This is a genomic window from Pseudomonas sp. R32, from assembly GCF_009866705.1.
Classification (GTDB): Bacteria; Pseudomonadota; Gammaproteobacteria; order Pseudomonadales; family Pseudomonadaceae; genus Aquipseudomonas; species Aquipseudomonas donghuensis.
Window position 1 is genome coordinate 2,608,880 of the sequence record NZ_CP019396.1, and the last position, 22,595, is coordinate 2,631,474.

At 61.7% G+C, this 22,595-nt stretch carries 30 protein-coding genes and 1 pseudogene; 8 read left to right on the top strand and 23 right to left on the bottom strand.

Going from position 1 to position 22,595, the window contains the following annotated elements; translation table 11 throughout:
* Positions 1–63: 63 nt before the first annotated feature.
* Positions 64–840 (bottom strand): annotated as a pseudogene (locus PspR32_RS26675) (cache domain-containing protein); the annotation flags it as partial.
* A 302-nt stretch (positions 841–1,142) separates the two neighbouring features.
* On the opposite strand from PspR32_RS26675, the gene PspR32_RS12160 reads away from it, so the two are divergent.
* Positions 1,143–1,973, top strand: a complete 831-nt coding sequence (locus PspR32_RS12160) for an undecaprenyl-diphosphate phosphatase (protein ID WP_010222052.1) — start codon at positions 1,143–1,145, stop codon at positions 1,971–1,973.
* A 1-nt stretch (position 1,974) separates the two neighbouring features.
* Positions 1,975–2,421 carry a DUF1294 domain-containing protein gene (locus tag PspR32_RS12165; protein ID WP_036995814.1) on the top strand — a complete coding sequence of 149 codons (447 nt, stop codon included), beginning with the start codon at positions 1,975–1,977 and terminating at the stop codon, positions 2,419–2,421.
* Here PspR32_RS12165 and PspR32_RS12170 read toward each other — a convergent pair.
* Positions 2,414–2,773 (bottom strand): MmcQ/YjbR family DNA-binding protein, encoded by a 360-nt coding sequence (locus tag PspR32_RS12170; RefSeq protein WP_010222055.1) that lies wholly within the window; start codon positions 2,771–2,773, stop codon positions 2,414–2,416. The two genes, PspR32_RS12165 and PspR32_RS12170, sit on opposite strands and share 8 nt — an antisense overlap.
* Entirely contained in the window at positions 2,766–3,674 is a 909-nt protein-coding gene (locus PspR32_RS12175) for a LysR substrate-binding domain-containing protein (RefSeq protein WP_036995812.1), read from the bottom strand. Before PspR32_RS12175 ends, PspR32_RS12170 begins: the two co-directional genes overlap by 8 nt.
* A 127-nt stretch (positions 3,675–3,801) precedes the next feature.
* On the opposite strand from PspR32_RS12175, the gene PspR32_RS12180 reads away from it, so the two are divergent.
* Entirely contained in the window at positions 3,802–4,413 is a 612-nt protein-coding gene (locus tag PspR32_RS12180; protein ID WP_010222058.1) for an FMN-dependent NADH-azoreductase, read from the top strand.
* A gap of 140 nt (positions 4,414–4,553) precedes the next feature.
* Entirely contained in the window at positions 4,554–5,585 is a 1,032-nt protein-coding gene (locus PspR32_RS12185) for an alpha/beta hydrolase family protein (protein ID WP_159388540.1), read from the top strand.
* Here PspR32_RS12185 and PspR32_RS12190 read toward each other — a convergent pair.
* From PspR32_RS12190 to PspR32_RS12200, 3 genes are all read right to left on the bottom strand, one after another.
* On the bottom strand, positions 5,579–6,769 hold the full coding sequence (locus PspR32_RS12190; RefSeq protein WP_159388541.1) for an MFS transporter: 1,191 nt from the start codon (positions 6,767–6,769) through the stop codon (positions 5,579–5,581). The genes PspR32_RS12185 and PspR32_RS12190 overlap by 7 nt on opposite strands.
* 150 nt (positions 6,770–6,919) lie before the next feature.
* Positions 6,920–8,506: an ABC-F family ATPase gene (locus tag PspR32_RS12195; protein WP_010226270.1), complete on the bottom strand. Its 1,587-nt coding sequence runs from the start codon at positions 8,504–8,506 to the stop codon at positions 6,920–6,922.
* Between the two features lie 71 nt (positions 8,507–8,577).
* Positions 8,578–9,753, bottom strand: a complete 1,176-nt coding sequence (locus PspR32_RS12200; protein ID WP_159388542.1) for a tyrosine-type recombinase/integrase — start codon at positions 9,751–9,753, stop codon at positions 8,578–8,580.
* A 350-nt stretch (positions 9,754–10,103) separates the two neighbouring features.
* Between PspR32_RS12200 and PspR32_RS12205 the strand changes: the two genes are divergently transcribed.
* The gene (locus PspR32_RS12205; RefSeq protein WP_159388543.1) at positions 10,104–10,316 is read left to right on the top strand and encodes a hypothetical protein; all 213 of its coding nucleotides are present in this window, start codon (positions 10,104–10,106) and stop codon (positions 10,314–10,316) included.
* 54 nt (positions 10,317–10,370) lie between these two features.
* Here the strand turns inward: PspR32_RS12205 and PspR32_RS12210 are convergent, their stop codons facing one another.
* The 4 genes from PspR32_RS12210 to PspR32_RS12225 are packed head-to-tail and all read right to left on the bottom strand — an operon-like array spanning position 10,371 to position 11,687.
* Positions 10,371–10,610: a hypothetical protein gene (locus PspR32_RS12210; RefSeq protein ID WP_159388544.1), complete on the bottom strand. Its 240-nt coding sequence runs from the start codon at positions 10,608–10,610 to the stop codon at positions 10,371–10,373.
* Positions 10,607–10,903, bottom strand: coding sequence for a hypothetical protein (locus tag PspR32_RS12215; protein WP_159388545.1), 297 nt, complete (start codon positions 10,901–10,903; stop codon positions 10,607–10,609). Before PspR32_RS12215 ends, PspR32_RS12210 begins: the two co-directional genes overlap by 4 nt.
* The gene (locus tag PspR32_RS12220) at positions 10,900–11,259 is read right to left on the bottom strand and encodes a hypothetical protein (protein WP_159388546.1); all 360 of its coding nucleotides are present in this window, start codon (positions 11,257–11,259) and stop codon (positions 10,900–10,902) included. The genes PspR32_RS12215 and PspR32_RS12220 overlap by 4 nt, the downstream gene beginning before the upstream one ends.
* Positions 11,256–11,687, bottom strand: coding sequence for a hypothetical protein (locus PspR32_RS12225; RefSeq protein ID WP_232531844.1), 432 nt, complete (start codon positions 11,685–11,687; stop codon positions 11,256–11,258). Before PspR32_RS12225 ends, PspR32_RS12220 begins: the two co-directional genes overlap by 4 nt.
* A gap of 81 nt (positions 11,688–11,768) precedes the next feature.
* On the opposite strand from PspR32_RS12225, the gene PspR32_RS12230 reads away from it, so the two are divergent.
* On the top strand, positions 11,769–11,978 hold the full coding sequence (locus PspR32_RS12230) for a hypothetical protein (protein ID WP_159388547.1): 210 nt from the start codon (positions 11,769–11,771) through the stop codon (positions 11,976–11,978).
* Between the two features lie 37 nt (positions 11,979–12,015).
* Here the strand turns inward: PspR32_RS12230 and PspR32_RS12235 are convergent, their stop codons facing one another.
* From PspR32_RS12235 to PspR32_RS12245, 3 genes are all read right to left on the bottom strand, one after another.
* Positions 12,016–12,672, bottom strand: coding sequence for a hypothetical protein (locus tag PspR32_RS12235; RefSeq protein ID WP_159388548.1), 657 nt, complete (start codon positions 12,670–12,672; stop codon positions 12,016–12,018).
* Positions 12,673–12,921: 249 nt separating this feature from the next.
* Complete coding sequence (locus PspR32_RS12240; protein ID WP_159388549.1) at positions 12,922–14,979, bottom strand: DNA cytosine methyltransferase; 2,058 nt, start codon at positions 14,977–14,979, stop codon at positions 12,922–12,924.
* Positions 14,980–15,032: 53 nt separating this feature from the next.
* On the bottom strand, positions 15,033–15,401 hold the full coding sequence (locus tag PspR32_RS12245) for a hypothetical protein (RefSeq protein WP_159388550.1): 369 nt from the start codon (positions 15,399–15,401) through the stop codon (positions 15,033–15,035).
* 97 nt (positions 15,402–15,498) lie between these two features.
* On the opposite strand from PspR32_RS12245, the gene PspR32_RS12250 reads away from it, so the two are divergent.
* Complete coding sequence (locus PspR32_RS12250) at positions 15,499–15,735, top strand: hypothetical protein (RefSeq protein ID WP_159388551.1); 237 nt, start codon at positions 15,499–15,501, stop codon at positions 15,733–15,735.
* 25 nt (positions 15,736–15,760) lie between these two features.
* Here the strand turns inward: PspR32_RS12250 and PspR32_RS12255 are convergent, their stop codons facing one another.
* Positions 15,761–16,399 (bottom strand): hypothetical protein, encoded by a 639-nt coding sequence (locus tag PspR32_RS12255; RefSeq protein WP_159388552.1) that lies wholly within the window; start codon positions 16,397–16,399, stop codon positions 15,761–15,763.
* Between the two features lie 211 nt (positions 16,400–16,610).
* On the opposite strand from PspR32_RS12255, the gene PspR32_RS12260 reads away from it, so the two are divergent.
* Positions 16,611–17,153, top strand: coding sequence for a protein-tyrosine phosphatase family protein (locus tag PspR32_RS12260; protein WP_159388553.1), 543 nt, complete (start codon positions 16,611–16,613; stop codon positions 17,151–17,153).
* Between the two features lie 54 nt (positions 17,154–17,207).
* On the opposite strand, the gene PspR32_RS12265 is transcribed toward PspR32_RS12260, so the two are convergent.
* The 9 genes from PspR32_RS12265 to PspR32_RS12305 form a co-directional block, all read right to left on the bottom strand.
* Positions 17,208–17,522: a hypothetical protein gene (locus PspR32_RS12265; protein WP_159388554.1), complete on the bottom strand. Its 315-nt coding sequence runs from the start codon at positions 17,520–17,522 to the stop codon at positions 17,208–17,210.
* 244 nt (positions 17,523–17,766) lie between these two features.
* Positions 17,767–18,315, bottom strand: coding sequence for a hypothetical protein (locus PspR32_RS12270; protein ID WP_159388555.1), 549 nt, complete (start codon positions 18,313–18,315; stop codon positions 17,767–17,769).
* Positions 18,312–19,079: a lambda exonuclease family protein gene (locus PspR32_RS12275; RefSeq protein ID WP_159388556.1), complete on the bottom strand. Its 768-nt coding sequence runs from the start codon at positions 19,077–19,079 to the stop codon at positions 18,312–18,314. The genes PspR32_RS12270 and PspR32_RS12275 overlap by 4 nt, the downstream gene beginning before the upstream one ends.
* Positions 19,076–19,891, bottom strand: coding sequence for an ERF family protein (locus tag PspR32_RS12280; RefSeq protein ID WP_232531845.1), 816 nt, complete (start codon positions 19,889–19,891; stop codon positions 19,076–19,078). The genes PspR32_RS12275 and PspR32_RS12280 overlap by 4 nt, the downstream gene beginning before the upstream one ends.
* 8 nt (positions 19,892–19,899) lie before the next feature.
* Positions 19,900–21,000 carry a hypothetical protein gene (locus PspR32_RS12285; protein ID WP_159388557.1) on the bottom strand — a complete coding sequence of 367 codons (1,101 nt, stop codon included), beginning with the start codon at positions 20,998–21,000 and terminating at the stop codon, positions 19,900–19,902.
* Positions 21,001–21,157: 157 nt separating this feature from the next.
* Positions 21,158–21,352, bottom strand: coding sequence for a hypothetical protein (locus PspR32_RS12290; protein ID WP_159388558.1), 195 nt, complete (start codon positions 21,350–21,352; stop codon positions 21,158–21,160).
* Entirely contained in the window at positions 21,349–21,540 is a 192-nt protein-coding gene (locus PspR32_RS12295) for a hypothetical protein (RefSeq protein ID WP_159388559.1), read from the bottom strand. Before PspR32_RS12295 ends, PspR32_RS12290 begins: the two co-directional genes overlap by 4 nt.
* Positions 21,537–21,953, bottom strand: coding sequence for a hypothetical protein (locus PspR32_RS12300; protein ID WP_159388560.1), 417 nt, complete (start codon positions 21,951–21,953; stop codon positions 21,537–21,539). The genes PspR32_RS12295 and PspR32_RS12300 overlap by 4 nt, the downstream gene beginning before the upstream one ends.
* A gap of 20 nt (positions 21,954–21,973) precedes the next feature.
* Complete coding sequence (locus PspR32_RS12305; RefSeq protein ID WP_159388561.1) at positions 21,974–22,408, bottom strand: hypothetical protein; 435 nt, start codon at positions 22,406–22,408, stop codon at positions 21,974–21,976.
* Positions 22,409–22,595: the final 187 nt, after the last annotated feature.

The following is a 22,595-nucleotide window of genomic DNA, read 5'->3' on the forward strand; positions in this document are numbered from 1 at the left end:
GGCCGATTGCGCCAGGGCATGTACCGCGCCCTGCAACTGGCTGACCACGCCCTGCAATTTGCCGGTGAAGCTGTTGAAGTGGGTACCCAGCTGGGTCACTTCATCGCTGCCGTGGGTATCCAGGCGCCGGGTCAGGTCGCTCTCGCCACTGGCGATGGTGGCCATGGCATCGACCGCCTCCTGCAGCGGCCGGGCGATGCTGCGGGCGATCAACACCACCAGCAGGGCCATCACCAGGGCGATGCCCAGGCCGAGGATCGAGGCGTCGCGCACCTGGCGGATGAACTCGGCCTGCATGTCGTCGATATAGACGCCCGAGCCAATCACCCAGCCCCACGGCTTGAACAGTTGAACGTAGGAGGTTTTTTTCACCGGCTCGCTGGCACCCGGCTTCGGCCAGCGGTAGTCGATGCTGCCGGCACCCTTGGCCTTGGCCAGGGCGGCCATCTCGTTGAACAGGGCAAAGCCGTCCGGGTCGCGAATCGCCGACAGGTCCTGGCCGTCGAGCTTGGGGTTGGTCGGATGCATGATCATCTTCGGCCCCAGGTCGTTGATCCAGAAATAGTCATTCTGGTCGTAACGCAGGCCGCGCACGGCGCTCAGGGCCTGTTGCTGGGCCGCGTCGCGGCTCAATGTGCCGGCTGCTTCCAGCCCCTGGTAATACGCCAGCACGCCGGCGGCGGTTTCTACCACATGGCGGGTTTTTTCCGCCTTGGCCTGGTACAGGTCACCATGAATCTGGCGCAGCATCAGCAAACCGAGGGTTACCAGCATCACCACTGCCACTACCAGGATCAGCCACAAGCGCCGGCTGATCGACATACTGCGAAGAGTCTTCATGGAATGCTTACCTCGAGTTCTTTTTTATTGTTGCCCACATCCAAGCATGCTTTGCCTCCCGCCACCTACTCGACCAAGGACTAAGTGCTTGATTCGTTGAGGTCTGTTGCGTCGTCCCAGCAGCGTTTATCCGAGAGGTCTGATAGGATTTCGGCCTCGACGGGATAAACCTGAAGGCCGCGTGAACTTTTCTGCTGGCTTTGCGACCAACTGTCGCTGTAAAACGGCCAGGCGCTGAACAGCCATTGGCAACTAAAAGACTATAAAGGGGCATGCCGCAGGCATTGCCTCACGGGGGAAGCATGGATCTTTGGACCGGCCTGCAGGCTGTCATTCTAGGTATTGTCGAAGGCTTGACGGAGTTCTTGCCGATCTCCAGTACCGGCCACCAGATCGTCGTCGCCGATCTGATCAACTTCGGTGGTGAGCGGGCCATGGCCTTCAACATCATCATCCAGCTGGGCGCGATCCTGGCGGTGGTCTGGGAATTTCGTCGCAAGATCTTCGACGTGGTAGTGGGGCTGCCGCGTCAGCGCGAAGCACAACGCTTCACCGTCAACCTGCTGATCGCCTTCATGCCGGCCGTGGTGCTCGGCGTGCTGTTCGCCGACCTGATCCATGAATACCTGTTCAACCCCATCACCGTGGCCGCCGCCCTGGTGGTCGGTGGCGTGATCATGCTCTGGGCCGAGCGCCGCCAGCATGTGATCCGCGTTGACCAGGTCGATGACATGCGCTGGAGCGACGCGCTGAAGATTGGTTGCGCCCAGTGCCTGGCGATGATCCCGGGCACTTCGCGTTCCGGCTCGACCATCATCGGCGGCTTGCTGTTCGGCCTGTCGCGCAAGGCGGCCACCGAATTTTCGTTCTTCCTGGCCATGCCGACCATGGTCGGTGCCGCCGTGTACTCGGGCTACAAATACCGCGAGCTGTTCCAGCCCGACGACTTCCCGGTATTTGCCATCGGCTTCGTGGTGTCGTTCATTTTCGCCATGATCGCCGTGCGCGGCCTGCTCAAGTTCATCGCCAACCACAGCTACGCGGCCTTCGCCTGGTACCGCATCGGGTTCGGCCTGATCATTCTCGGCACCTGGCTGTTCGGTTGGGTCGACTGGACCACGGCGCACGGTTGAGATGAGCCGTAGCCAGAGCCAACAGCGCCGCGCAGCCTCTGCCAGCGGCGCGATCCAAAACCCGCGCGGCAAGCTGCTGGTTTTTGTCGCCCTGTGCCTGCTGCCCGTGGGTGGGGCCCTGCAGATGCTGCTCAGCGGCCAGTCGTGGGTGCCGGCGTTGGCCTACCCGCTGGCCAGCCTGGTGAGCTTTGTGCTGTATTGGCGCGACAAGCAGCAGGCCCGCAATCAGGCCTGGCGCACGCCGGAGAAGGTTTTACACGCCAGTGAGCTGTGTGGCGGCTGGCCGGGCGCCTTGCTGGCCCAGCAACGCTTTCGGCACAAGACCCGCAAGCTGTCGTTCCAGCTGAGTTTTTGGGCCATTGTCGCTGTGCACCAGCTGTTCTGGGTCGACCACCTGCTGCTGGGTGGCCGCTGGCTGGGGGCGGCGTTGGCGCCCGTGCTCAGATAAGCAGCCCCGGCTGCAGGCGCTTGGGCAGACGCCGCACCACCAGTTGGTGCGAGCGCTGCAGCAGCTCGGTCAGTTCAGCCCGGCCCATGGGGTAGGGCGGCGCCATGCTGATCCAGTGGGCCCGCGCCAGGTAGGGCGCCGGGCGCACGCCGGGGCGGTCGGCATAGCCCAGAAACAGCTCGTTATCGACCTTGAACGAAAGCCCGGCACCGGCCAGGTCAAGCACCGCGAACATCTTGTTGCCGGCCACCGAGAACACCCGCACGCCGCCCCATTTGTAGTCTTCCCGCGCACCCGGCAGGCTCAGGCAGAAGGCCGCGACCTGGGTTTCGGTGATTTTCCCTTCAGACATAACGCTCCCCGCATTGGGCGAATTCTGCCACCAGATGATCGATCCATACCCGTACCGCCGGCAATAGCCCACGCCGATGGGGGTAGACCGCCTGCAGATAACCGCCAGGCAACGACCAGTCTGGCAGCACGCGCACCAACTCGCCACGGGCAAGTTCCGCTTCGCAGTGCATGATCGGCAGCGCGGTAAAGCCCAGGCCTGCAACGGCGGCGGCCTTGCGCACCACAAAGTCGTCGATGGCCAGGCGCGCCTCCAGCGCCAGTTCATGCTTATGGCCCTGGGCATCGAGCAGGCGCAGGTGGACCAGGCGGTCGGCATCCACCGCGCCGAGCACCGGCAGGCTGGCCAGGTCTTGCGGATGATCGAGCGCTTGCGCGGCGGCGAATTGCGGCGAGGCCACCAGAAACATCTGCGCCTGACGCAGGCGGCGGGTGACCAGGGCTGGGTCTTCATCACCCAGGTCACGCACGCGCAGGGCAACATCGACGCCTTCGGTAATCAGGTCGACCCGGCGGTTGAGCAGGATCATGTCCAGTTGCACCTGCGGGTATTGCTGCAGGAAGCGGCTGATCACATCGGGCAGAAATTCATGGGCCAGGCCCACCGGGCACGACACCCGCAAGCGCCCGCGCGGTTCGCTGGTCATGCTCGCCACCGCTTCGTCGGCCATCTCCGCCTCCAGCAGCATCGCCTGGCAGTGGCGCAGGTAGCGTTCACCCACGGCCGTCAGCTTCAACTGGCGTGTGGTGCGTTGCAGCAGCCGCGTGCCCAGGCGCTCTTCAAGCTCGGCGATGCGCCGCGACAGGCGTGATTTGGGGATCCCCAGCAGCCGGCCAGCGGCGGCAAAACCACCGGCTTCAACCACCCGGGCAAAGTAGAAAAGATCGTTAAGGTCTTGCATGGGGGTACCATTGTCCTGTCAGTAGGACAAACTAACGCATTTTTGCTGACTTATCAGCTATTCGTCACCCAAGTAGGATTCTCCCCATCGTGATCGCCCACTCGCGGTCTTCATTCAGGAGAGTCCCATGAAACTGTTGCATATCGATTCGAGCATCCTGGGCGACAATTCCGCCTCCCGCCAACTGAGCCGCAGCGTGGTTGAAGCCTGGAAAGCCGCCGACCCGTCGCTGCAAGTGACTTACCGTGACCTGGCAGGCGACGCCATCAGCCACTTTTCGGCCGCGACCCTGGTCGCTGCGGGCACCCCGGAAGAACTGCGCGATGCCGCGCAACAGCATGAAGCCAAGCTCAGCGCCGAAACCCTGCAGGAGTTCCTCGACGCCGACGCCGTGGTACTGGCCGCACCGATGTACAACTTCACCGTGCCGACCCAGCTCAAGGCCTGGATCGACCGCGTCGCAGTTGCCGGCAAGACTTTCCGCTATACCGAAGCCGGCCCCGAAGGTCTGTGCGGCGACAAAAAAGTGATCCTGGTATCGACCGCAGGCGGCCTGCACGCTGGCCAGCCAACGGCGGTCGGCCATGAAGAGTTCCTCAAGGTGTTCCTCGGTTTCATCGGCATCACCGACCTGGAAATCGTCCGCGCCCATGGCCTGGCCTATGGCGATGAGCACCGGGTCAAGGCCCTGAACGCCGCGCAACTGCAGATCAGCAACGACCTGTTCGCCGCGGCCTGATAGCGCTAGCGTCACCCAGACCGACTGCAGGCATGGCCTGCAGTCGGTTTTTTCATGGAGTCTTCATCTGCGCCGATCCGGCCCGTTCTATGCTGCGCACTGTCAGCATTGATCGACAGCGTTGGGTAAGGTGCAAAACGATGCGGCGTCTTGGCGCGTTATTCCTGCTTGTGCTGCTGGGCGGCCCGCTGACGGTGTATGCCGAGCCGGCTGCGCACTGGAGTGTCGGTGTGCACCGGCTGAGCTTCGCCGACCCGCTGGATGCGCAACCGGTGCAGGCACTGGCGTTCTATCCGTCCAGCGGCCCCGAGCGCAGCAGCCGTATCGACGGCTATCGGGTCCAGGCCTGGGAAGGCGCGCCCATGGTCATGGGCCGTTATCCGCTGTTGCTGCTTTCCCACGGCAATACCGGCACGCCCCTGGCCTTGCACGATCTGGCCACGGCCTTGGCGCGGCGCGGTTTTATCGTTGTCGCCGTGACCCATCCAGGTGACAACGCCCGTGACCACAGCCGCCTGGGAACCCTGAGCAATCTTTACGGCCGCCCCTTGCAGATCAGCGCGGCGATCAGCGCCAGCCTCGACGATGGGTTTCTCGCCCCGTACATCAACGGCCCGCAGGTGGGCGTGATTGGCTATTCGGCCGGTGGCGAGACGGCGCTGATCCTGTCGGGCGCGCAACCGGACCTGGAGCGTCTGCGGCGCTATTGCCAGGAGCGGCCGCAGGATGCCGTTGCCTGCAAGACCAAGGGGGTGCTGATCGCTGATCGCGCCGACCTGCGCGCCGCGCCTGATCCACGGGTCAAGGCGTTGCTGTTGATGGCGCCCTTGAGCCTGATGTTCGGCCGCCACGCCCTGGCCGAGGTCAGGGTCCCGGCGCTTATCTATAGTGGCGACAAGGACCAGTTGCTGGCCATCGACAAAAACGCCCAGGCCCTGGCGCGCAAGCTGCCGCTCACGCCCAACTACACACTGCTCGCGGGTGCCGGGCATTTCGTCTTCATGGCGCCCTGCGACGACGAACAGCGGCAGAAGATGGCGGCCTTGTGCAACGACCCGGACGGCGTCGATCGTGAGGATATTCACCTGTCCTTGCAGGCCGAGGCCGCGCGTTTTTTCAACCACACCTTGGCTACCCGGCAACAAAGCGGGCTGCACATGGCTGATCAGTAAGCGCGGGGGCGCCGTGACAGCAGCAGGGTCAAGCCGACACCCAGCAGCGCCAGCAAGGCCGCCACACAGAAGATCCAGGCATAGCCCAGGTGCAGGGCCACCGCGCCCATCAACGGCCCGGCAATTGCCAGGGCCAGGTCGAAGAACACCGCATAAGCGCCCAGGCCGGCACCACGGCTGGAGCTGGGCACCTGTTTGATCGCCTCCACGCCCAGCGCCGGGTACACCAGCGACAGACCGAAACCGGCAAGCCCTGCGCCTACCAGTGCCAGCAGTGGGCTGGGCGCCAGCCACAGCAAGGCCAGGCCCAGGGCTTCGGTGGCCATGCAGGCCATCGCCACCGGGTAACCGCCAAAGCGGTTGACGGCGTTGACGAACAGCAGCCGCGAAGCAATGAAGCACATGCCAAAGGCACTCAAGCACCAGGCGGCGCCGCTCCAGCCTTGTTCCAGATAGAACAGGGTGACGAAGGTGGTCAGGGTGCCATAGCCGATCGATGCCAGGGTCAGGCTGACGCCGCACGGCGCCACGCGGCCGAATGCGGCCCAGAAGGGCAGGCGTTTGCCACGCACTATCGGTGTTGAGGGCTTGTTGCGGATCACCAGCAACGCCAGCAGCGCCAGCGCACTCAAGGCCAGGCCCAAGGTGGCGAAGTTGATCTCGGCAACCAGCATGACCCCGAGCGGCGCGCCGATGGCGATGGCGCCATAGGAGGCGATACCGTTCCAGGAAATCACCCGCGCGGTCTGTTCGGCGCCGAGCGAGCCGATCCCCCAGCTCAACGTGCCCACGCCAATCAACCCCTGGGCGATCCCCAGCAGCACGCGACCTGCCAGTAGTACCAGCAGGCTCAGCAGCGGCAGGCTCACCGTCAACGCTGAGGCAACGGTCAGCACGCCACTGGCGGCGATCCCCAGCAGCCCATAGATAATTGCCCGCTTGCTGCCCAGGCTGTCGGCCGCGCGCCCGGCAAACGGCCGGCTGAGCAGGGTGGCGAGGTATTGCAGGCCGATGGTGATGCCGGCAATGACCGCACTGAAGCCCAGTTGATCGTGCACATAGCCGGGTAGCACCGCGATCGGCAGGCCGATGCAGAGGAAGGCGATGAAGGTGTAGAAGACAACTGAAAGGATTTGCCGGGTGATCGACCCGGTGTCGACGGGAGCGGGTTGTTGCGCGGACATGAGCTCGTTCGCTGGCGGGCGGTGGGAGAGGGCCCATGATCGCCGGGTGCGAGGAGAAAAGAAAGCAGGCTAACGGGATTTCAAGCATCGCGGGGCAAGCCCGCTCCTACAGGATTGTAGGAGCGGGCTTGCCCCGCGATCAGGTCTGGATCAGATCACCACACCCTGGCTGCGCAGGTAGTCATCGTAGGTGCCGCTGAAGTCCACCACACCGCTCGGGCTCAGCTCGATGATGCGGGTGGCCAGCGACGACACGAACTCACGGTCGTGGCTGACGAAGATCAGCGTGCCCGGGTAGTTTTCCAGCGCCAGGTTCAGCGCCTCGATCGATTCCATGTCCAGGTGGTTGGTCGGTTCGTCCATCACCAGTACGTTGGGCTTTTGCAGGATCAGCTTGCCGAACAGCATGCGGCCTTGCTCACCACCGGAGATCACCTTGACCGACTTGAGGATCTCGTCGTTGGAGAACAGCATGCGCCCCAGGGTGCCGCGGATCACTTGCTCGCCCTGGGTCCACTGGCCCATCCAGTCGAACAGGCTGAGGTCTTCTTCAAAGTCGTGGGCGTGGTCCTGGGCGTAGTAGCCCAGTTCAGCGCTTTCGGTCCATTTCACCGCACCGGCATCCGGGCTCAGTTCACCGACCAGGGTGCGCAGCAGGGTGGTCTTGCCGATACCGTTGGGGCCGATGATCGCCACACGTTCGCCCGCTTCAACGGTGAAGCTGAAGTTCTCGAACAGGGTCTTGCCGTCGAAACCCTTGGACATCTTCTCGATGGTCACGGCCTGGCGGTGCAGCTTTTTGGTCTGCTCGAAGCGGATGAACGGGCTGACCCGGCTCGAAGGCTTGACCTCGGCCAGCTGGATCTTGTCGATCTGCTTGGCCCGCGAGGTGGCCTGCTTGGCTTTCGAGGCGTTGGCCGAGAAGCGGCTGACGAAGGTCTGCAGCTCGGCGATCTGGGCTTTCTTCTTGGCGTTGTCCGACAGCAATTGCTCGCGCGACTGGGTCGCGGCGGTCATGTACTCGTCGTAGTTGCCCGGGAACAGGCGCAGCTCGCCGTAGTCCAGGTCGGCCATGTGCGTGCAGACGCTGTTGAGGAAGTGCCGGTCGTGGGAAATGATGATCATGGTGCTGTTACGCGCCGTGAGAATGTTTTCCAGCCAGCGGATGGTGTTGATGTCCAGGTGGTTGGTTGGCTCGTCGAGCAGCAACACTTCCGGGTCCGAGAACAGCGCCTGGGCCAGCAGCACGCGCAGCTTCCAGCCTGGAGCGACTTCGGTCATCGGGCCGAAATGCTGTTCCAGCGGGATACCCAGGCCCAGCAGCAGCTCACCGGCGCGGGATTCGGCGGTGTAGCCGTCCATCTCGGCGAACTCGGTTTCCAGCTCGGCGACGGCCATGCCGTCTTCTTCGGTCATTTCCGGCAGCGAATAGATGCGATCGCGCTCGGCCTTGACCTTCCACAGCTCTTCGTGGCCCATGATCACGGTGTCGATCACGGTGAATTCTTCGTAGGCGAACTGATCCTGGCGCAGTTTACCCAGGCGCACGTTCGGCTCGAGCATGACCTGGCCGGCGGACGGCTCCAGATCGTTGCCGAGGATTTTCATGAAGGTCGACTTGCCGCAGCCGTTGGCGCCGATCAGGCCGTAGCGGTTGCCGTTGTTGAACTTGACCGAGACGTTCTCGAACAAGGGCTTGGCGCCGAACTGCATGGTGATGTTAGCGGTAGAAATCAAGTGCTTATCCTGCGGGGGTTCCAGAGGTGTGTTTAGGTGCCGTCGCCTGATTTGGGCCAATTTTGGGCCAATCAGACTCTAGCCGGCAGCTTCTCCAGCTCCCTCCAATCCGAGGAGGAGCTGATCCATTTTGCGTAAGTAGAGAGCAACATCTCGACGCTATGGCCGAGCTGGTTCGCGATGAACGCGGGGTTCATCCCAGCCATTAGGCACATGGTTGCGTAGGTGTGGCGCGTGTCGTACTGCCGACGTTCACGGATGCCCAGCGCCTTGAGCGCGAGCTTGAAGTGCTTGATTGTAACACTTGGCTCTCTGATCCACATCCCGCCTTTGCCCGGTTGGAACACAAATGGGCTGGTGGGAGTGGCGGACTTGGAAGCTATCCGACGAAGATCGGCCAGGCGCCGGGCTTGGCCCAGGGCGTGGAGGGCGCGCTCATTGAGCAGTATCACCCGGTGGTGCTTCGTCTTGGTCCGGTCTTCTGGCTGGCCATCGACGATGATACGCCGGATGTTCGCGGTTCTCGCCTCCAGGTCAATGTCATCCCACTGCAAGCCCATGGCTTCACCTGGACGCAACCCCGTGAAGAAAGCGAACTCGAAGAAGGGGGCATAGATCTGCGAGTACTTGTGCAGCGTCTTATATAGGTGGGCAATAATCCGCTCGGCTTCATCCCTGGTGTAGGGGTCAACCACCTTCTTCACTGCTTTTGGCTTGTCGAGCGATGAGGTGGGGCTCTTGGCGATCAGCCCATCCAGCACCGCTGTCTTGAACACGCTGGCGAGCTTGATGATTGCATTGCGCTTCACGCCGGTGGAGGACCACTCAATGTTGGCGATGATCCCGCGCAGCATGGTCGGCGTGATCATGTCGATCCGGCGCAGGCCCAGGTACGGCATCCAGTAGAGGTTGAAACTGCTCTTGTAGTTGTTGCGGGTGCCACCAACGATGTGGCGGCTGTTCAGCCACAGCTGGGCGTACTCGCCAAAGCTCGGTATCGCGGCTTGGGCCGAGAGCGCCAAGTCCGACCCGGGGAACAGGTCGGCGTACTTCTCGTCATCCAGCAGGCCGTGTTTGATGAGGTTGACTACTTGATCACGTAGACGGCTGGCCGCCTTGATCCCTTGCGCTGTCGGGGGATGGGCAAGTGTTTCCCCGCGGCGCTCACCGTTCCAAGTGAAACGGATCCGGAGCGCGTCCCCTCTGATTTCAACTCCAGGGGGCAAACCCACAGGCTTTCGAGCCATTCCTCATACCTCCATCTGCTGTAAATGATGCTGCGGCCGTTTCGGTTCCAGATGCCTTCAGGGATCTTTCCCCGCTGGCGCCTGGTCTGGAGCGCTCGCAGCGTGATCCCCAGTAGTTCGGCCATCTTCTCTTCTGTGACCTTGTCCATTCCCTGGGCAACGGCCTGTTCCTGTTCGGCGTGTTCATCGCCGGGCTTTTTCCTAATGGTTTGCATGATTGTCTCCACGCCGCGCATGGCGGCAGAGGTGGGGAGGTGTAAGTTCGGCGGATCGAACTCGTAATGCGTGATGTCAAATAGTCAGAGGCAGGGGCATTGATCGCAGCCCCTTATAGGGAAGAGAGTTCAACCATGACCAAAGCGGATGAATCTCAAATAGAAGCCCACAAGCTGCTGATTCTGCTCGACGCGGAAACGTCTTTAGCAATGAGGCTTGTGGCGATGAACACAATGTCCGGACCTGAGTGGCAAGCCATGTGTAAGCGGCACCGTGCTTGCTTCGAGGCCTGGGCTCGTTTTACCAAGGAGCTTGGAGGCGTCGAGCCTGATGTCGTTACCGAGTAGGCCCCTTCCAGATCATCCAGGCCATGTAGAGCGGGGCGGCGATGGGTAGGAGGATCATGGCTGCAGCTCCTCGAGCGCCTTGATCAGCCGCCACTTCGTGTTGTTGTTCTGGCTTCGGTCCGACTCGACCAGTCCTTCCTTCTCCATCCGCTCCAGCTCCCGGCGAATCTCCGGTGTGCCGCTGGCGCCGGATACGTGGAATTTGAACCACCAGGTGCAGAACCAGCCGCCGACGTTTTGCTCGCGCTGCTGCATGTAGGTGATGATCTTTTCGCGCAGGGTCTTTTCGCTCACATCTCATACCTCTCTTCATTCCAGCACACTGGCGCCTTTGCAGGGGTAGGGGTGGTGGGCAATTGCTCGTTTTTCCACATGGAGGTAGGCGCAGTCGCCCGTGTGTCTTGGTCTCCACTGTTGGTGGTGCTGGTGGGCAACTTGAGCTGGCTGTCGGGGATGCAGCTGATTCCGACCCCATTCAGCAGGTAGCAGGTGACGCCGCGCTGGCTGTCGTGCTGCACGTCGATGACGTTCTCGGTTGCGCTGGCGCCGGTGGCCAGCAGCAGGAGGCAGAGGGCGAGGCGGGTCATCGGCGAGCCTCCTTGCTGGCTCGCTCGCAGTCGGCGGCGAGTTTCAGCTGGTTGATCGTGGTAGCCCGGAAGCCATCAGTGTTTGGGTATCCTTCAGAGCGGTGACCCTCTGGGTAGGCCTCGAAAGGCCCATGCCAGCACCAGTTCATCTTCCAGATCTCCCAGACGGTGTAGGCATCGCAGCCTTCGCCCCAGTAGTCGACCCCACCGCCAACGCTCCAGACGTGGCTGACCCGGGTGCGCTGCTCGTAGGCGAGTTCGCTTGGCTCGTCCTTGTCGAGCCATGCGCCGCGGAACTGCGACGGGGCAAGCTCGACCAGGCGTCTGCTCAGCTTCTTCTCGATCCTTGCCTTCATGACTTAACCACCTTGCGTGCCCACTGCACGTGCGGACCGTCGTCCGTATCGAAGATGCCCATCAGGAACCAATCAGGACCGGGTGACCCTGGGTTCCAGCCGTTGCAGTGGGCCTCGCCATCCCAGTAGGGGTGGAAGTCCAGCTCTGCCTCCATGTCCCAGGTCTTCAGCTCCAGGCCTTGCTCGGCAATCCAGGCTTTGTATGGCGCCGGGTCTTCCGTCCCGTCAAAGTCGGGGATTCCCGGGTGGTGCCACCAGCCGTTTTCGTCGCGCCGAACCTCGACGGGGCCGAATGGCTTAACTGCGTGGATGGAACAAGGGGTAATCCGATGCACGTCTGAGTACTCGCCGCCGCCGTCGCTGAAGTCCATCTGGCAGCCGCAGTCGGCAGTGCGACCGTTCACGAACACAATCTTCTCTTCAGGCATGACTTCGTCCTTGCCGCCATATCGCGGCTGTTCAATAGAGGGGAGAGGAACTAGGCTGAATCTCTCAACCGGAGAGCAGCCATGTCCGCAGAACGGGTTGTGCATTTAGAGCAGGCGCTTGTGGCCATCCTGGCTGCAGCTGAGCAGAAGGGGCTCGATGCTGATGAGCTTCGAAGGCAAGCCACTGGCGGCCTGATTGGCAACGTCTCCTGGCGCTGGGTAACAGCCGAGTACGTGCCTGGCGCTATCGATGAGATCGAAAGCGCAGTCCGGATGCTCAGGAGGCTGTGAAGCGGATGGAGTACAAATGTACTCATTCGGTCAAGAGCTACTGCGGCAGCGGCAAAGCGCGGATTGCCTGGGCCAACTCTGGGTAGGCCTCGGTGAGTTCGGCAGCTGCCTTGATCCCGTTCCGGTACCCATCGGCACCCTGAGCTGTCATCTGCTCGGCGCTGAAGCCGTCGGAGGCTGGTGCAGGCGCTGTGCTGGCACATAGGGCGGCCCTTGCAATAGAGCCGTCTTCGACGAACCAAGCCTCATCTTCATGCCACAGAATGTTCGCGGGCTCGCCGCTGACGTTATCCCAGTCGCTGCCCATGTCATCCGAGAAGTGGTCTCGATCGGCGTAGAACTTCAGGGCAGCGCGCAGCCGCTCAACCTCGCCAGTGTCGGCGTTGGCGTAGAGCGGGGTTTCGACTTTGCAGCAGGTCTCGAAGGCGTCTCCGCAATCGGCCTTAGTCAACACGGATCCGTCGCGATATAGGACAGCCACCGGCTCGCCCTGGTGCTGGGCGGCTGGCTGGGCGAGAAGGGCGTCGATGTCCTTGAGCGAATCCTGGGCATCCTTGCAGTAGGCCGGGTCGACCCCCCCTCGCAGCCAGATCACCTTCTGACAGGCGTCCAAGTCGCGATGGATCTTCTTCAGCTTGTTGGCCGGCACGCTGACCATCTGTTCGGTGTTGCTGGATCGGCTTTCTGTGGGCATGGGGATACCTATCTGCGCTTGAGAAAGACGCAGCTATAGTTGAGGGATGGTGATTTGGAGCGATGCGATGAATCAAAAACTGACGTGTAAAAAGTGCGGTAAGAAAACCAAAGTTCAGTTACGTCACGACAGCAAAACCGATTGGCAAGTTTTCAACTGCCAACTTTGTGGTGCCTTGCATGTCGAGGAATCCTATTTCAAGGCGCCGGGAGCTCCCGCACAGTTCCGCTGCCGGCTCGCGGATGAGTCTTAAGCGGCTATCGATTTCCTTTCAGCCATTCTCCATGGATCATTCGCCCTAGCTAGGGCAGCCATCGGCGGAGGGCTTACGCTGTTGCCGCACATGTGCACCTGCTCGGTCTTGGTGAACTTCCTGCCGTCGGCACCTTCGTCAATTCGGTAATCAGCGGGGAAGCCCTGGGCCCGGTATAGCTCGGGGGGCTGCAGCATCCGGAGGCAGATATCGACGATCACGTACGGGGTGCCCTTGATGGTCACGGTGACCAGGGCCAGGCGATCCTTCGTGGTGATGGTCGGCGATGGATCGTCGGCGCCGCTCACGTTCTCGGTGCCGTAGTAGCTGATCAGGAATGCCGCGACCCGCAGCGCGCCTGCCTCAGCCTCTGGCGACAGCTGCAGCTCAACCAGCGAGCTCTTGCCGCTTCCGCCGGCGGTGACCGTTGGCGCAGGCTCGTCGATGGCCTGGCCAACGCTGCCGCCGAACTGGCGCTCCATAAATGCCGTGACCAGACCGTGGTGCTGGCCGCCGGCGCTGATGGTGTGCAGGGGATCGCTTACCTCGCGCGCATCGCAGTTCCCGCGCAGGTGCAAGAGACTCGCCGTCACCAGTTGCTGCTGACTGCCGGTGTTGGTCACCGTCGTCATCGGGTCTTCAATGCTCTTGGCGTCGGTAGTATTGAAGCCTCCGTTCATCTGGGCCATGAACACCGTCGAGACACCCATGGCGTGGGCGGCCCCGGCCGGTCGCTGGTAGTTGCCGCCACTGGTGATGGTCGGTAACGGTTCGTCCAGAGGCTTGCCCGCGTCATCGAAGCGGAACTTCACCAGGTGCGCTGACGCCAATGCATGCTTGACCCCACCGGCGACCACAGTACCGACCGGCTGATCAAGTCCCGGCACCCGCGGTTGCTGGCCAGCACGCTCGCCATATCCCGACTGGATCAGGGTCGGACTGATCAGTGTCAGCTCGCCGCGATTGGCACAGGTGATGGTGGGGAGCGGCGAGTGCGGATCGTTGACCCGGTCGCTGCCCTGGTGCGTGGCTGGTGCAATGATCGGGCTGGCCATGGCGAATGAACCGCCGCGGGGCCAGGACGTGACAGTGCGCAGAGGCTCTTGCGCAGATTGGACGCTTTCACCGGACCAGTTCGCGATCGGCACGATGAACGGGTCGGCGGCATCGATAACGAACTTCTTCATGCCCTTGGCGATCCGCCGCAGCGTAGCCGGTGCCAGGTCCTTCTTGCGGCCAAAAATGCTTTGGCTCGGGATGGTCCAGTCGATGCACTCAGCGGCGGTGCGCCACTTCTGCTGGCCCTTGGCAGGCCTCTTCGCGTGGGTCGGCTCAGGCCACACGATGGGCTGGCCATCGCACCGGGCGATCATGAACAGGCGTTCCCGGCTGGTCGGCGCCCCGAAGTCGCAGGCCTTGATCACGCGCCACTCGACGACATAACCCATGCCCTCCAGCAGGGCAACGAACCGGCGCCAGGTCGAGCCACGGCGCTTCGGATCAGGCACCAGGAACTGCTGCTGAACCGGCACGCGTTCTCCAGGAGTCGCCACGGTACCGTCGAGCTTGACGACGCGACCGGTGACCTTGTCGCGCTTCGCGATCAGGCGACCCCACTGCAGAATCTGCTTCACGTTCTCCAGGCTGATCACCCGAGGGCGCTTCTTCCCGGCCCACTTCAGGCCGATCCACGACAAGTTGCGGATCTCGCGCTTGCGCGGCTGGCCGCCGGCGGCCTGGCTGTGGTGTGTGCAGTCCGGGCTCATGTGGAACCAGCCAACCGGGCGCCCGCCGCATTCTTCGTCAGGGTCACCCTCGAACACGTCGGTGGTGAAGTGCTTGGCGTGCGGGTGATTGGCGGTGTGCATGCTGATCGCCGCCGGGTTGTGGTTCTTGGCCACCGTCACCGGCCGGCCCAGGCCCATCTCCAGGCCGGTACCGGCGCCGCCACCGCCGCAGAAGAAGTCGACCACGATCTCATCGTCTTGCGGATCGAGGCCCAGGCCGTACTGGGTTTTGAAGTCGAAGGCGGGCTTTTTCTGAAATGCAGACATAGGCGTTCCTCGCCGGGGCGGCGTGAGTCGATTGGAGATTTAGGGGAAGGGGGTTACAGCTGGACTTCGCCGGTATCGATACTGCGAAGCTCGGTCACCTCAATTTTTTGAGTGCCGTCGGTAATCACCCAACAGGGCAGTTCCAGATTCTGGAAGGTGCCCCGGTAGTTTCGGTATGCGCCGAGTGCAGCCTTGCGGAATGAGTCGGCGACGACCTGGCCGATGCGAAGAGGGCTACCCCCCCCCAGAAGCTCCAAGTCGTATGCACTGACGTTGGCGATTCTTTTCGCAGCCGCCCTGACGGTGTTAGGGGATAGCTTGAATTCGCTGGCGACGTCGGCAACGTGCTTATAGATCAGTGCGTCGTGGATGGCCTGATCGCGGGCGCCGTTGCGAAGGCCGGCGTAGATAACTGCTTGCATGGGGAATCCTCCATGGCCTGGCCGGCCTCGGTGGCGTGATTCGTTGAAGTGGACTATTCGTTTATGACCGGCATCGGGCCGGGCCAAGGAGGGGCAGGTGGACATCGCGAAACGTAACAAGATCGTTGCCAGGGCATCCGGAATTACACTGGGCCAGGTCGAGTCCTATTTAACCGAGGTGGTAGTGCGGCCAGATGGTTCATGGCTCGCCTACTTCGCGCAAGAGGTTGAACGCGACTCCGAAGTAGCCCGCAAGCTCCCTGCATCGAAAACCGTTGAAATTTCGAAGGAGGCAGTTCGTAGCGGGGGCGGTTTCGATCACGACAACGGCTGAATCGCTGGCGGGCAGCGCCGGATGGTCAGGGGCAGTTGTTCGCGCCACAGTTCTGGCAGTTGTTGAGGAATCGCCCGTCCCAGCTGATGAAGCGTCCGCAGCCGCAGCAGTTGAGCATCGGCTCGCGGCGCTTGGCGACCTTTGGAGGTCTGGGCATCTTCACGCCTGCCACGCGCAGGGCAAGCTTGTGGTCGACGTTCTGGCAATGCACCAGGCGCCGGCGAATTTCCTCGATGTAGGCTGCTGGCCAGAAAACTCGCGTGCCCTGACCGGCGTGATTGGCATACGTGAACTGGGCGTTTTCCAGATCCATGCTGAGAGCCTGCTGCAGGTTCTCGGTCACCTTGCCGCGTTGCTCGCTGACCCAGTAGACATCGTTCCCGTTCCAGTCGCCTGGCACGTGCACGTAGACATGGGCGCCGGCTTGGAGCCCAGCGACGCGCCGATCGTCATCCATCAGCTGGCAGTCGACGCCGTAGTGCGCCCTGGCATCGATGTACTCCTTCGGCCAAGGGATATCGGTGTCGCGGTGTCGGCATGCCTCCTCAAAGGTGAACAGCTCGGCCTGGTCTAGGTTGGTCACGTAGCCGCGGCCTTCCTTCGCCCAGAACATCATGCCGTCGCCGACATGGCTGCGGCTGTCCTGCAAGTAGAACTGGCTCATGGCTTTCTCCAAGCATGCGCCGCCCTCCGTGGCCGGATGCGGCAGCACGGAATGGGGGGTAGTTAATTGTTAAATAAAGGTAATTCAGGAAAAGGTAACTCAGGAAAAGGTCATTAAGTAACTTGAATTTGACAGTTTGCTGTGTCGGGTCTATTTTTATGTTTTTGTAGTGCCTGGCTATCTGGTTTTTAGCAAGTAAAAGGAGAGGGTAATGAACAAGGAAGTTAAGAGTATCGAAAAGTATGTGGGTAACTTTCCAGAAGCGAATCCGATCTTCAAAAGCTGGGATGATCCAGTAGATACACCAGATGTACATCGTAGCTCTCAGCCTAATTATAATGGGGAGGATGAGGTTCAGGATATCAATGATGAAGTTCTCAATGCCCTGGGGCTTAAAAATGTAAAAACTATCGTTAGCCTGAATTATTTACCCACGAAGCAGAGTCCTGAGGAACTTCGAAAAAAAGGTATCGAGTACTTGCATTTAACACTTAAGGACTTTGCTGCCCCGACCGTTAAACAATTGAAGGAAGGCTGTGATCTGATCGCTGCTACTCGGAATAAGAAGCAAGGATCTCTGGTGTATTGCGGTGCTGGTTTTGGAAGAACAGGCACCATGATGACCGCATATCAAATATACATTACGCCCGGATGCACATCAGCTCAGCTTCAAAACTACATTGACGCGTCGACGGCTGAAACAGACGATCAAGAAAAAGCACTCCGTGACTTCCATAAATCGCTATATTTATAAGCTGTAATGAAAGATGCGTGCGCGTCAGGTTTGAAGTTGTCGCGTTCTGCATTACTAGGCTTCTTCTGCGCCTAACCGTGCCGCTTGTCTCTGCCCGGCGGCGTGAATTATCCGCGCCACGTTTTCGCTAACTTTGATTTCGTGGCGCGGGTACTTCGTGAAGGCTGCAAGCTCTTCGTCGGTCATCAGGTCCATCTTCATGATGGCGACCTGCAGCAGTTCGCTGGTAACCGACATCTTGGCCCGTTCCTTGACCCGATTCAGAGCCTCTTGGATGCCTGGCCTAACCTTGTGTCGAAGCTCCTTTTCTCCAGCAGCCTTTTTCTTCAAGGCGGATTTCTCGTTCCGCTCCTGAGGTGTTTTTGCCATTCAGCACCCCCTTCAGTCCGCTAAGCGGCAAGTGAACCTGTGCCCGGCGCTGGTGGCGCTGCCGGGCCATTCGTTTGAGTTTCATGGGATAGCTCCATATCGGTGTCGAGCCAGCCTGCAAGCCACCACCCGCCGTCTACGGTCATGTTTCCGTAGGGCTGGGAGAGGCGGCACTTTCCGTCTTGGCGGCAGGCCCGGCCCTGGTAATAGGCCGCTGGGTGGATGAGGCGGAACCGTCGAGCCTTCATGATGCTTCTCGGCTGGAGGCTTCGCGTCGCTCACCGCGTTTCGGGAAATCGATCTGAAAGGCCTCAAGGATTCGAACCAGCGTCCCATTGCCGATACCGATCCTCTTCTCCACCTGGTGGCGAGTCAGGCCGACATCCCGAAGGGCGGTGATTCGTTCTGCCAGCTTCGCGTCTGCCGCCGCGTCGGTGTATGGCGTCTTCCGCTTACCCTGGCAGCCCGGGGCAAACGTGAAGTCTTCCCGCTGCGACATCGTCCACAGGGTGTTCTGTGGGATGCCCAGCTTCTGGGAGACTTCCCGGCAGGTCATCGTTTTGGCCATTTCGGCGATCAGGACTGCACGCTCTTTGGAGCGTTGTTGTCTCGCGCCTTGCTGGACTCCCTTCGGGATCTTCTGGGCTGGCTCTGGGTGCCGGCGGAAGGGCAGAGGCTTATAGGTGAAGCCGGCCAGTTCGACGGCTTGGCCTCCAGATGCGAAGAAGGCAGCCTTCGCTGCCTCCAGTTCTGCCTGGCGCTGGGCGCCGACGAGGATTTGATTGTCGATCATGCCGCCTTGCTCCTTAGCTTGGCCTCGTACTGGTCGACCAGTAGCTTGAACTGCCAGAGGTCTTCCTCGAGCTTCTCGATGTAGTCGTCATCACGCTTGAACTCTTGCAGCCAGAGCTGGCGCCCGACAGGCTTCAGGAGTGGGCAGTACATCCCGATATGCCACCACTTCCTGCCGGTGATCCACATGCAGCCCTGCACCTGGTCGACGACATCGCTTGCGTCGTTGTCGATGTGGAAGGCGCGCAGCTTGTCGGGGGCGAGAAAGCACTTGTACTCAGCACCTCCGTCGTCGCCGATGAACCCGTCCGCACTGGCGCCGAAGGCCCCGTCGTCAGTTTTGACCAGGCCCACCTGAGTGACGATCAAGCCCGTCTGGATTTCGTGCTCCATGCGCGCTTCTGGCTCCAGGTCGTGCCCGCGGCGCATCTGCCAGGTTTCGAACCCGCCATCCAGCGGCGCACCGCCGATACGCTCTACTGCCAGCTCGAAGGCGTAGGTGAGGGCAGCATTTGATGGTTCGCCCACGGTTTCGCCATCCAGAGCGCGCTGCACCACTTCAGCCTTTGGAGCGGCTTTGTAGCCCGCCAGATCGCGAGCGCGGGTCTCGCTATGCCCAGCCAGGATTGAATCGACGTAGGTGCGCTGCTGGGCGGTCAGGCCGTTGACCTTGGCGCGGGCGGTGCTGAACATGCTGGCGGTGATAACTCCGGCGCGGCCTTGCAGCCACTCGGGTGATCCTTGGGTGCAATTGACGATGATCATTGGCTTGCTCCTGTTTGCGGGGCTGCGCTGAGCTGCGAGCCGCGAGTGCTAACCGCTACCTTCAATGCCTCGTAGAGATCGTCCGCCGTCTTCTTGTCAGTTGCCTTCAGGTCCTGGGCGAACTTGACGCCCTCCTGCCAGATTGCCGTGAGCGAATCTTTGGAGTCAGCGGCGTAAGCCTTGGGGATCCACTCATTCATCAGCTCGCCGAGGCTTTGGGGTTGAGCGCCGCCGCCGTTCCCGTCGTTATCCTCATTCGTCAGCACGACGTTGAAGATCATCATTGTCAGGTACCGCCTGGCGTAGCTGTAGGTCGAGCCATTGGCGTGCACACCGGTCTTGTTGACGCTGCCTTTGATGCCAGTCGAGTCAATGGGAAGATCGACGTGGTAGCGCTTGGTGTGCCCGACCTCGTGCATGCAGTCGCAGACCGTGCGGATGTGCCCGGCCAGCGGGCTGTCGTCGGTGCCGAACGACAGCGAAAAGCCGTGGAGGGTGTAGGTGGGCGCGATCTTCTTGTCGATCGACTCCAGGGCGGCATAGGAGCTGTTGGTCTGGCTGTTGTATTTGTCGCGGAACACTGGGCCGATTTCGGACTGGGCGCGAACCATGGCGGCATTGAAGGCAGCCGCGGCAGAACGATCGGTGTATCGCTCGTACATGGCCATCATGGCCTGCATTTTCTCGGTGTCGAACGAAGGATCGGTAGCCGCGCGCTGGACCATGGTCAGCATGGCGGTAGCTTCCGGGCTGGCGCCGGCCTGCACCGGATGGCGCTGTTCACGGTGTTCGGCAATTGCTGTAGCGCTCATGGCACACCTCAGTAAGCGATGGAAATGTTCGGGATCTTGCGCAGGGCAATCAGGGTGATCGCCTGTTTGGCGCATTCCTCCGTCATGCCGCCGGTGACGAAAGCCTCCAGGGCGGCGCGGTTTATCTTGGTCTTGTGCGCCTTATCAGCCTCGCGGGCTTCCTGCTGGCGGAGAATTTCAGTTGCTGCAGCATCAGCTCTGCGGCGCTCGTCCAGGCGGGCTTGCTCGGCAGCCTCTTCGGCGCGGCGGGCGGCGGCCTGGCGCTCTTGCTCGGCTCGCTGCTCAACCGCGACGCGATCGGCTTCGGCCTGGGCCCTGGCGCGCTCGGCTTGCTCGGCCTGCAGCTTCAGCTCCAGCTCGCGGCGATCGGCGGCGGCCTTGGCTTCAAGTTCGCGGCGCTGGGTGGCTTCGCGCTCGGCCTGAGCCTTCTGCTCGGCTTCGACCCGGGCGAGTTCGGCGGCTTCTCGGGCGATGCGCTCTTCGCGCTCTTTCTGCTCGCGGGTTTCAGCCTCGGCGCGCAGGCGGGCCAGTTCGGCCTGCTCGGCTTCGTACTGCTGACGGGCGACGAGGGCGGCGCGCAGCACCTTCAACGAATCGTCCTTGGCCCGGGCAGCTTCGGCTTCGAACTCTTCCCACTGTTCGCCCAGGGCGACGGCCTCAACCTTGGCGATGCGATCAGCCAGGTCTTCGGCGGTGATGCCTTCCAGCGCTTCGGCGTGGAGCTTCAGGTGGGCGATGGCGTTGTTGTGCCCGTCCACCCGCGCATCCTCGGCGGCCTGCCACTCGTTCAGCGGCCGGCGCACTTCTTCCTGCCAGATATCCAACGTGTCGCGCATCCGCTTGCGCTCGGCGTCGATTTTCTTCGGGATCTCCTTCAGGTCGGCGACCAAGTCCTTGCCCACGTTATCTAGTGCGGTCTTGGAGCGGGCTACCTTGTAGGCGATAGAAGCGATGGCTTCGCGGCCTTTGCGGGTTGTGACGTCCGGCACAAAGGCGTCGATCTCGTCGCGGATCTTCTTGAGGTACGGGTCCAGGCCGTTGGCGACCTGGTACACCTGAAGCGCAGTTTCTTTCGGCGGCACGACGGCCAGTTCGGTTTGTGCGGACATGTGAATCTCCCGCGCCATCCCTGCGGTGGGCGCTGATGAAGGGGTTACTGAGTGATCCGATCAGCGAGAGCGCTGAGCAGCATCAAGAAGGTGAAGAGGGCGATAGCTGGGAAAGCGCCGCGCCAGAGCAGGTAGCGGCGTTGGCGTTGGTGGCTGGTCATGGCCGAACCCTCACCGCAATCCGGCCACCTTTCATGGTTGCGCTCAAGCGGCGCGGCAGGCTGGCCACTGCACGTTCACGCGGCAGGCCGATCACCTCATTGAAGGGAAGGCCAAAGCCCAACATCACCAGCCTGGCTTCAATCTCGTCGCATTGCTCATCGATGAGCGATTTAACCGGTGCAGTGCTCATGCAACCTCCTTGCGCCCATCAACGATCTTGTTGAGGCGGCCACAGTAGTGGTTGAACTCTTCGATGGTGATTCGCTCATCAGCGAGCATTTCGGTAATGAGCTTCTGAACCATGAAGCTCCAGCTCAGGTCCGTGCTGGGGTGCGCCATGGCGTCGAGCTCGTTATCGAGCAGGACGTGCGGGCTCATAGCTCGGCGTCCTCGGCCTGGGCGATCAGCGCGTCGTCGGCCAACGGCTCCAGGAACTCGGCCGCCAGTTCGATCAGGCACTGATCCGGCTTTTCGTCGCCCAGCAGGCTCGCTGCTGTGGACCTGCTGGGCTCGCCAAAGGCCGCCTGAATGACGATCTCGGCCAGCCAGTCGCCTTTGTCCTCGCCTTCCTCCCAGCGCTTCAACAGGAGCAGCTGAATGTGGGTCTTGAACTCGGCGAAGGTTACGGTGCGAGGCGCGCGCAGGCGGCGCTGCACCTTGATGTCGCTACCCCGGGCCAGGAGCTCGCCAGCTTCTTCCTGCCAGGCCAAGCGCGCATCGGCCCGAGCATCGATCGCTGGAGGCGCCTGCCGGTTGTCGTATTCAAACTGTGCCTTGCGAAGTGCGCCCATGGTCGCCTCCAGGTGGTGGGTCAGTCGGTGTATGCGATGTACTTGAAGAAGCCGTTCTTCGCGTCGAATCGCTCAAAGCGTCCGCCGAAGGTTCCGCGCACCTTGTCCTCGACCTCCTTGGCGGAGGTGCCAACAGGGAAAACGCCTTCCTTGATCATTGAGCTGCTGCTGTGTGGTTTTGCCACCCAGTCGATCTTGGTCGGATCAAGCACTCGCGGCTTAGTGGCGATGATCGGCAGCGGACCGCCGAGGCCGATGGAAGAGATCTCGCGGACGCACAAAGGGTCGTCAGTAGCACGCCAGCCGCAGCCAGGGCAGCACATGTCGGCGTTCTCGTGGGCCCAGCAGGGAGGGCTGATGTGGCAGCTGCAGTTCTCGACCTTCTCCAGCCGGATTTCACCCTCGCAGCCGTCACGGCCGCAGGTGTCTCCCTCGGAATATCCAAGTTCGCTCATGTCGTTTTGCTCAATTTGCGGCCGCATTGGCCAGATGCCAGGCGCGGGTGACCAAACCCAGCTATAAGACTGGCCTGGCACCTGCCGATGCGGTCGATTTGAAGGGAAGGGGATGCAGGCGCCCGGCGCTGCCCGGGAAGCATCTGGTCTGGCCGGGAAGGCCCCGGATTCGCCTGCGGTGATGCAA

What these genes read in the sequence shown, in the direction of transcription:
- PspR32_RS12160 (WP_010222052.1), top strand. Translation starts at nt 1,143, where the DNA reads ATGGATCTTTGGACCGGCCTGCAGGCTGTCATTCTAGGTATTGTCGAA.
- PspR32_RS12165 (WP_036995814.1), top strand. Translation starts at nt 1,975, where the DNA reads ATGAGCCGTAGCCAGAGCCAACAGCGCCGCGCAGCCTCTGCCAGCGGC.
- PspR32_RS12170 (WP_010222055.1), bottom strand. Translation starts at nt 2,773, where the DNA reads ATGTCTGAAGGGAAAATCACCGAAACCCAGGTCGCGGCCTTCTGCCTG.
- PspR32_RS12175 (WP_036995812.1), bottom strand. Translation starts at nt 3,674, where the DNA reads ATGCAAGACCTTAACGATCTTTTCTACTTTGCCCGGGTGGTTGAAGCC.
- PspR32_RS12180 (WP_010222058.1), top strand. Translation starts at nt 3,802, where the DNA reads ATGAAACTGTTGCATATCGATTCGAGCATCCTGGGCGACAATTCCGCC.
- PspR32_RS12185 (WP_159388540.1), top strand. Translation starts at nt 4,554, where the DNA reads ATGCGGCGTCTTGGCGCGTTATTCCTGCTTGTGCTGCTGGGCGGCCCG.
- PspR32_RS12190 (WP_159388541.1), bottom strand. Translation starts at nt 6,769, where the DNA reads ATGTCCGCGCAACAACCCGCTCCCGTCGACACCGGGTCGATCACCCGG.
- PspR32_RS12200 (WP_159388542.1), bottom strand. Translation starts at nt 9,753, where the DNA reads ATGGCTCGAAAGCCTGTGGGTTTGCCCCCTGGAGTTGAAATCAGAGGG.
- PspR32_RS12205 (WP_159388543.1), top strand. Translation starts at nt 10,104, where the DNA reads ATGACCAAAGCGGATGAATCTCAAATAGAAGCCCACAAGCTGCTGATT.
- PspR32_RS12215 (WP_159388545.1), bottom strand. Translation starts at nt 10,903, where the DNA reads ATGACCCGCCTCGCCCTCTGCCTCCTGCTGCTGGCCACCGGCGCCAGC.
- PspR32_RS12220 (WP_159388546.1), bottom strand. Translation starts at nt 11,259, where the DNA reads ATGAAGGCAAGGATCGAGAAGAAGCTGAGCAGACGCCTGGTCGAGCTT.
- PspR32_RS12225 (WP_232531844.1), bottom strand. Translation starts at nt 11,687, where the DNA reads ATGCCTGAAGAGAAGATTGTGTTCGTGAACGGTCGCACTGCCGACTGC.
- PspR32_RS12230 (WP_159388547.1), top strand. Translation starts at nt 11,769, where the DNA reads ATGTCCGCAGAACGGGTTGTGCATTTAGAGCAGGCGCTTGTGGCCATC.
- PspR32_RS12235 (WP_159388548.1), bottom strand. Translation starts at nt 12,672, where the DNA reads ATGCCCACAGAAAGCCGATCCAGCAACACCGAACAGATGGTCAGCGTG.
- PspR32_RS12240 (WP_159388549.1), bottom strand. Translation starts at nt 14,979, where the DNA reads ATGTCTGCATTTCAGAAAAAGCCCGCCTTCGACTTCAAAACCCAGTAC.
- PspR32_RS12245 (WP_159388550.1), bottom strand. Translation starts at nt 15,401, where the DNA reads ATGCAAGCAGTTATCTACGCCGGCCTTCGCAACGGCGCCCGCGATCAG.
- PspR32_RS12255 (WP_159388552.1), bottom strand. Translation starts at nt 16,399, where the DNA reads ATGAGCCAGTTCTACTTGCAGGACAGCCGCAGCCATGTCGGCGACGGC.
- PspR32_RS12260 (WP_159388553.1), top strand. Translation starts at nt 16,611, where the DNA reads ATGAACAAGGAAGTTAAGAGTATCGAAAAGTATGTGGGTAACTTTCCA.
- PspR32_RS12265 (WP_159388554.1), bottom strand. Translation starts at nt 17,522, where the DNA reads ATGGCAAAAACACCTCAGGAGCGGAACGAGAAATCCGCCTTGAAGAAA.
- PspR32_RS12270 (WP_159388555.1), bottom strand. Translation starts at nt 18,315, where the DNA reads ATGATCGACAATCAAATCCTCGTCGGCGCCCAGCGCCAGGCAGAACTG.
- PspR32_RS12275 (WP_159388556.1), bottom strand. Translation starts at nt 19,079, where the DNA reads ATGATCATCGTCAATTGCACCCAAGGATCACCCGAGTGGCTGCAAGGC.
- PspR32_RS12280 (WP_232531845.1), bottom strand. Translation starts at nt 19,891, where the DNA reads ATGAGCGCTACAGCAATTGCCGAACACCGTGAACAGCGCCATCCGGTG.
- PspR32_RS12285 (WP_159388557.1), bottom strand. Translation starts at nt 21,000, where the DNA reads ATGTCCGCACAAACCGAACTGGCCGTCGTGCCGCCGAAAGAAACTGCG.
- PspR32_RS12290 (WP_159388558.1), bottom strand. Translation starts at nt 21,352, where the DNA reads ATGAGCACTGCACCGGTTAAATCGCTCATCGATGAGCAATGCGACGAG.
- PspR32_RS12295 (WP_159388559.1), bottom strand. Translation starts at nt 21,540, where the DNA reads ATGAGCCCGCACGTCCTGCTCGATAACGAGCTCGACGCCATGGCGCAC.
- PspR32_RS12300 (WP_159388560.1), bottom strand. Translation starts at nt 21,953, where the DNA reads ATGGGCGCACTTCGCAAGGCACAGTTTGAATACGACAACCGGCAGGCG.
- PspR32_RS12305 (WP_159388561.1), bottom strand. Translation starts at nt 22,408, where the DNA reads ATGAGCGAACTTGGATATTCCGAGGGAGACACCTGCGGCCGTGACGGC.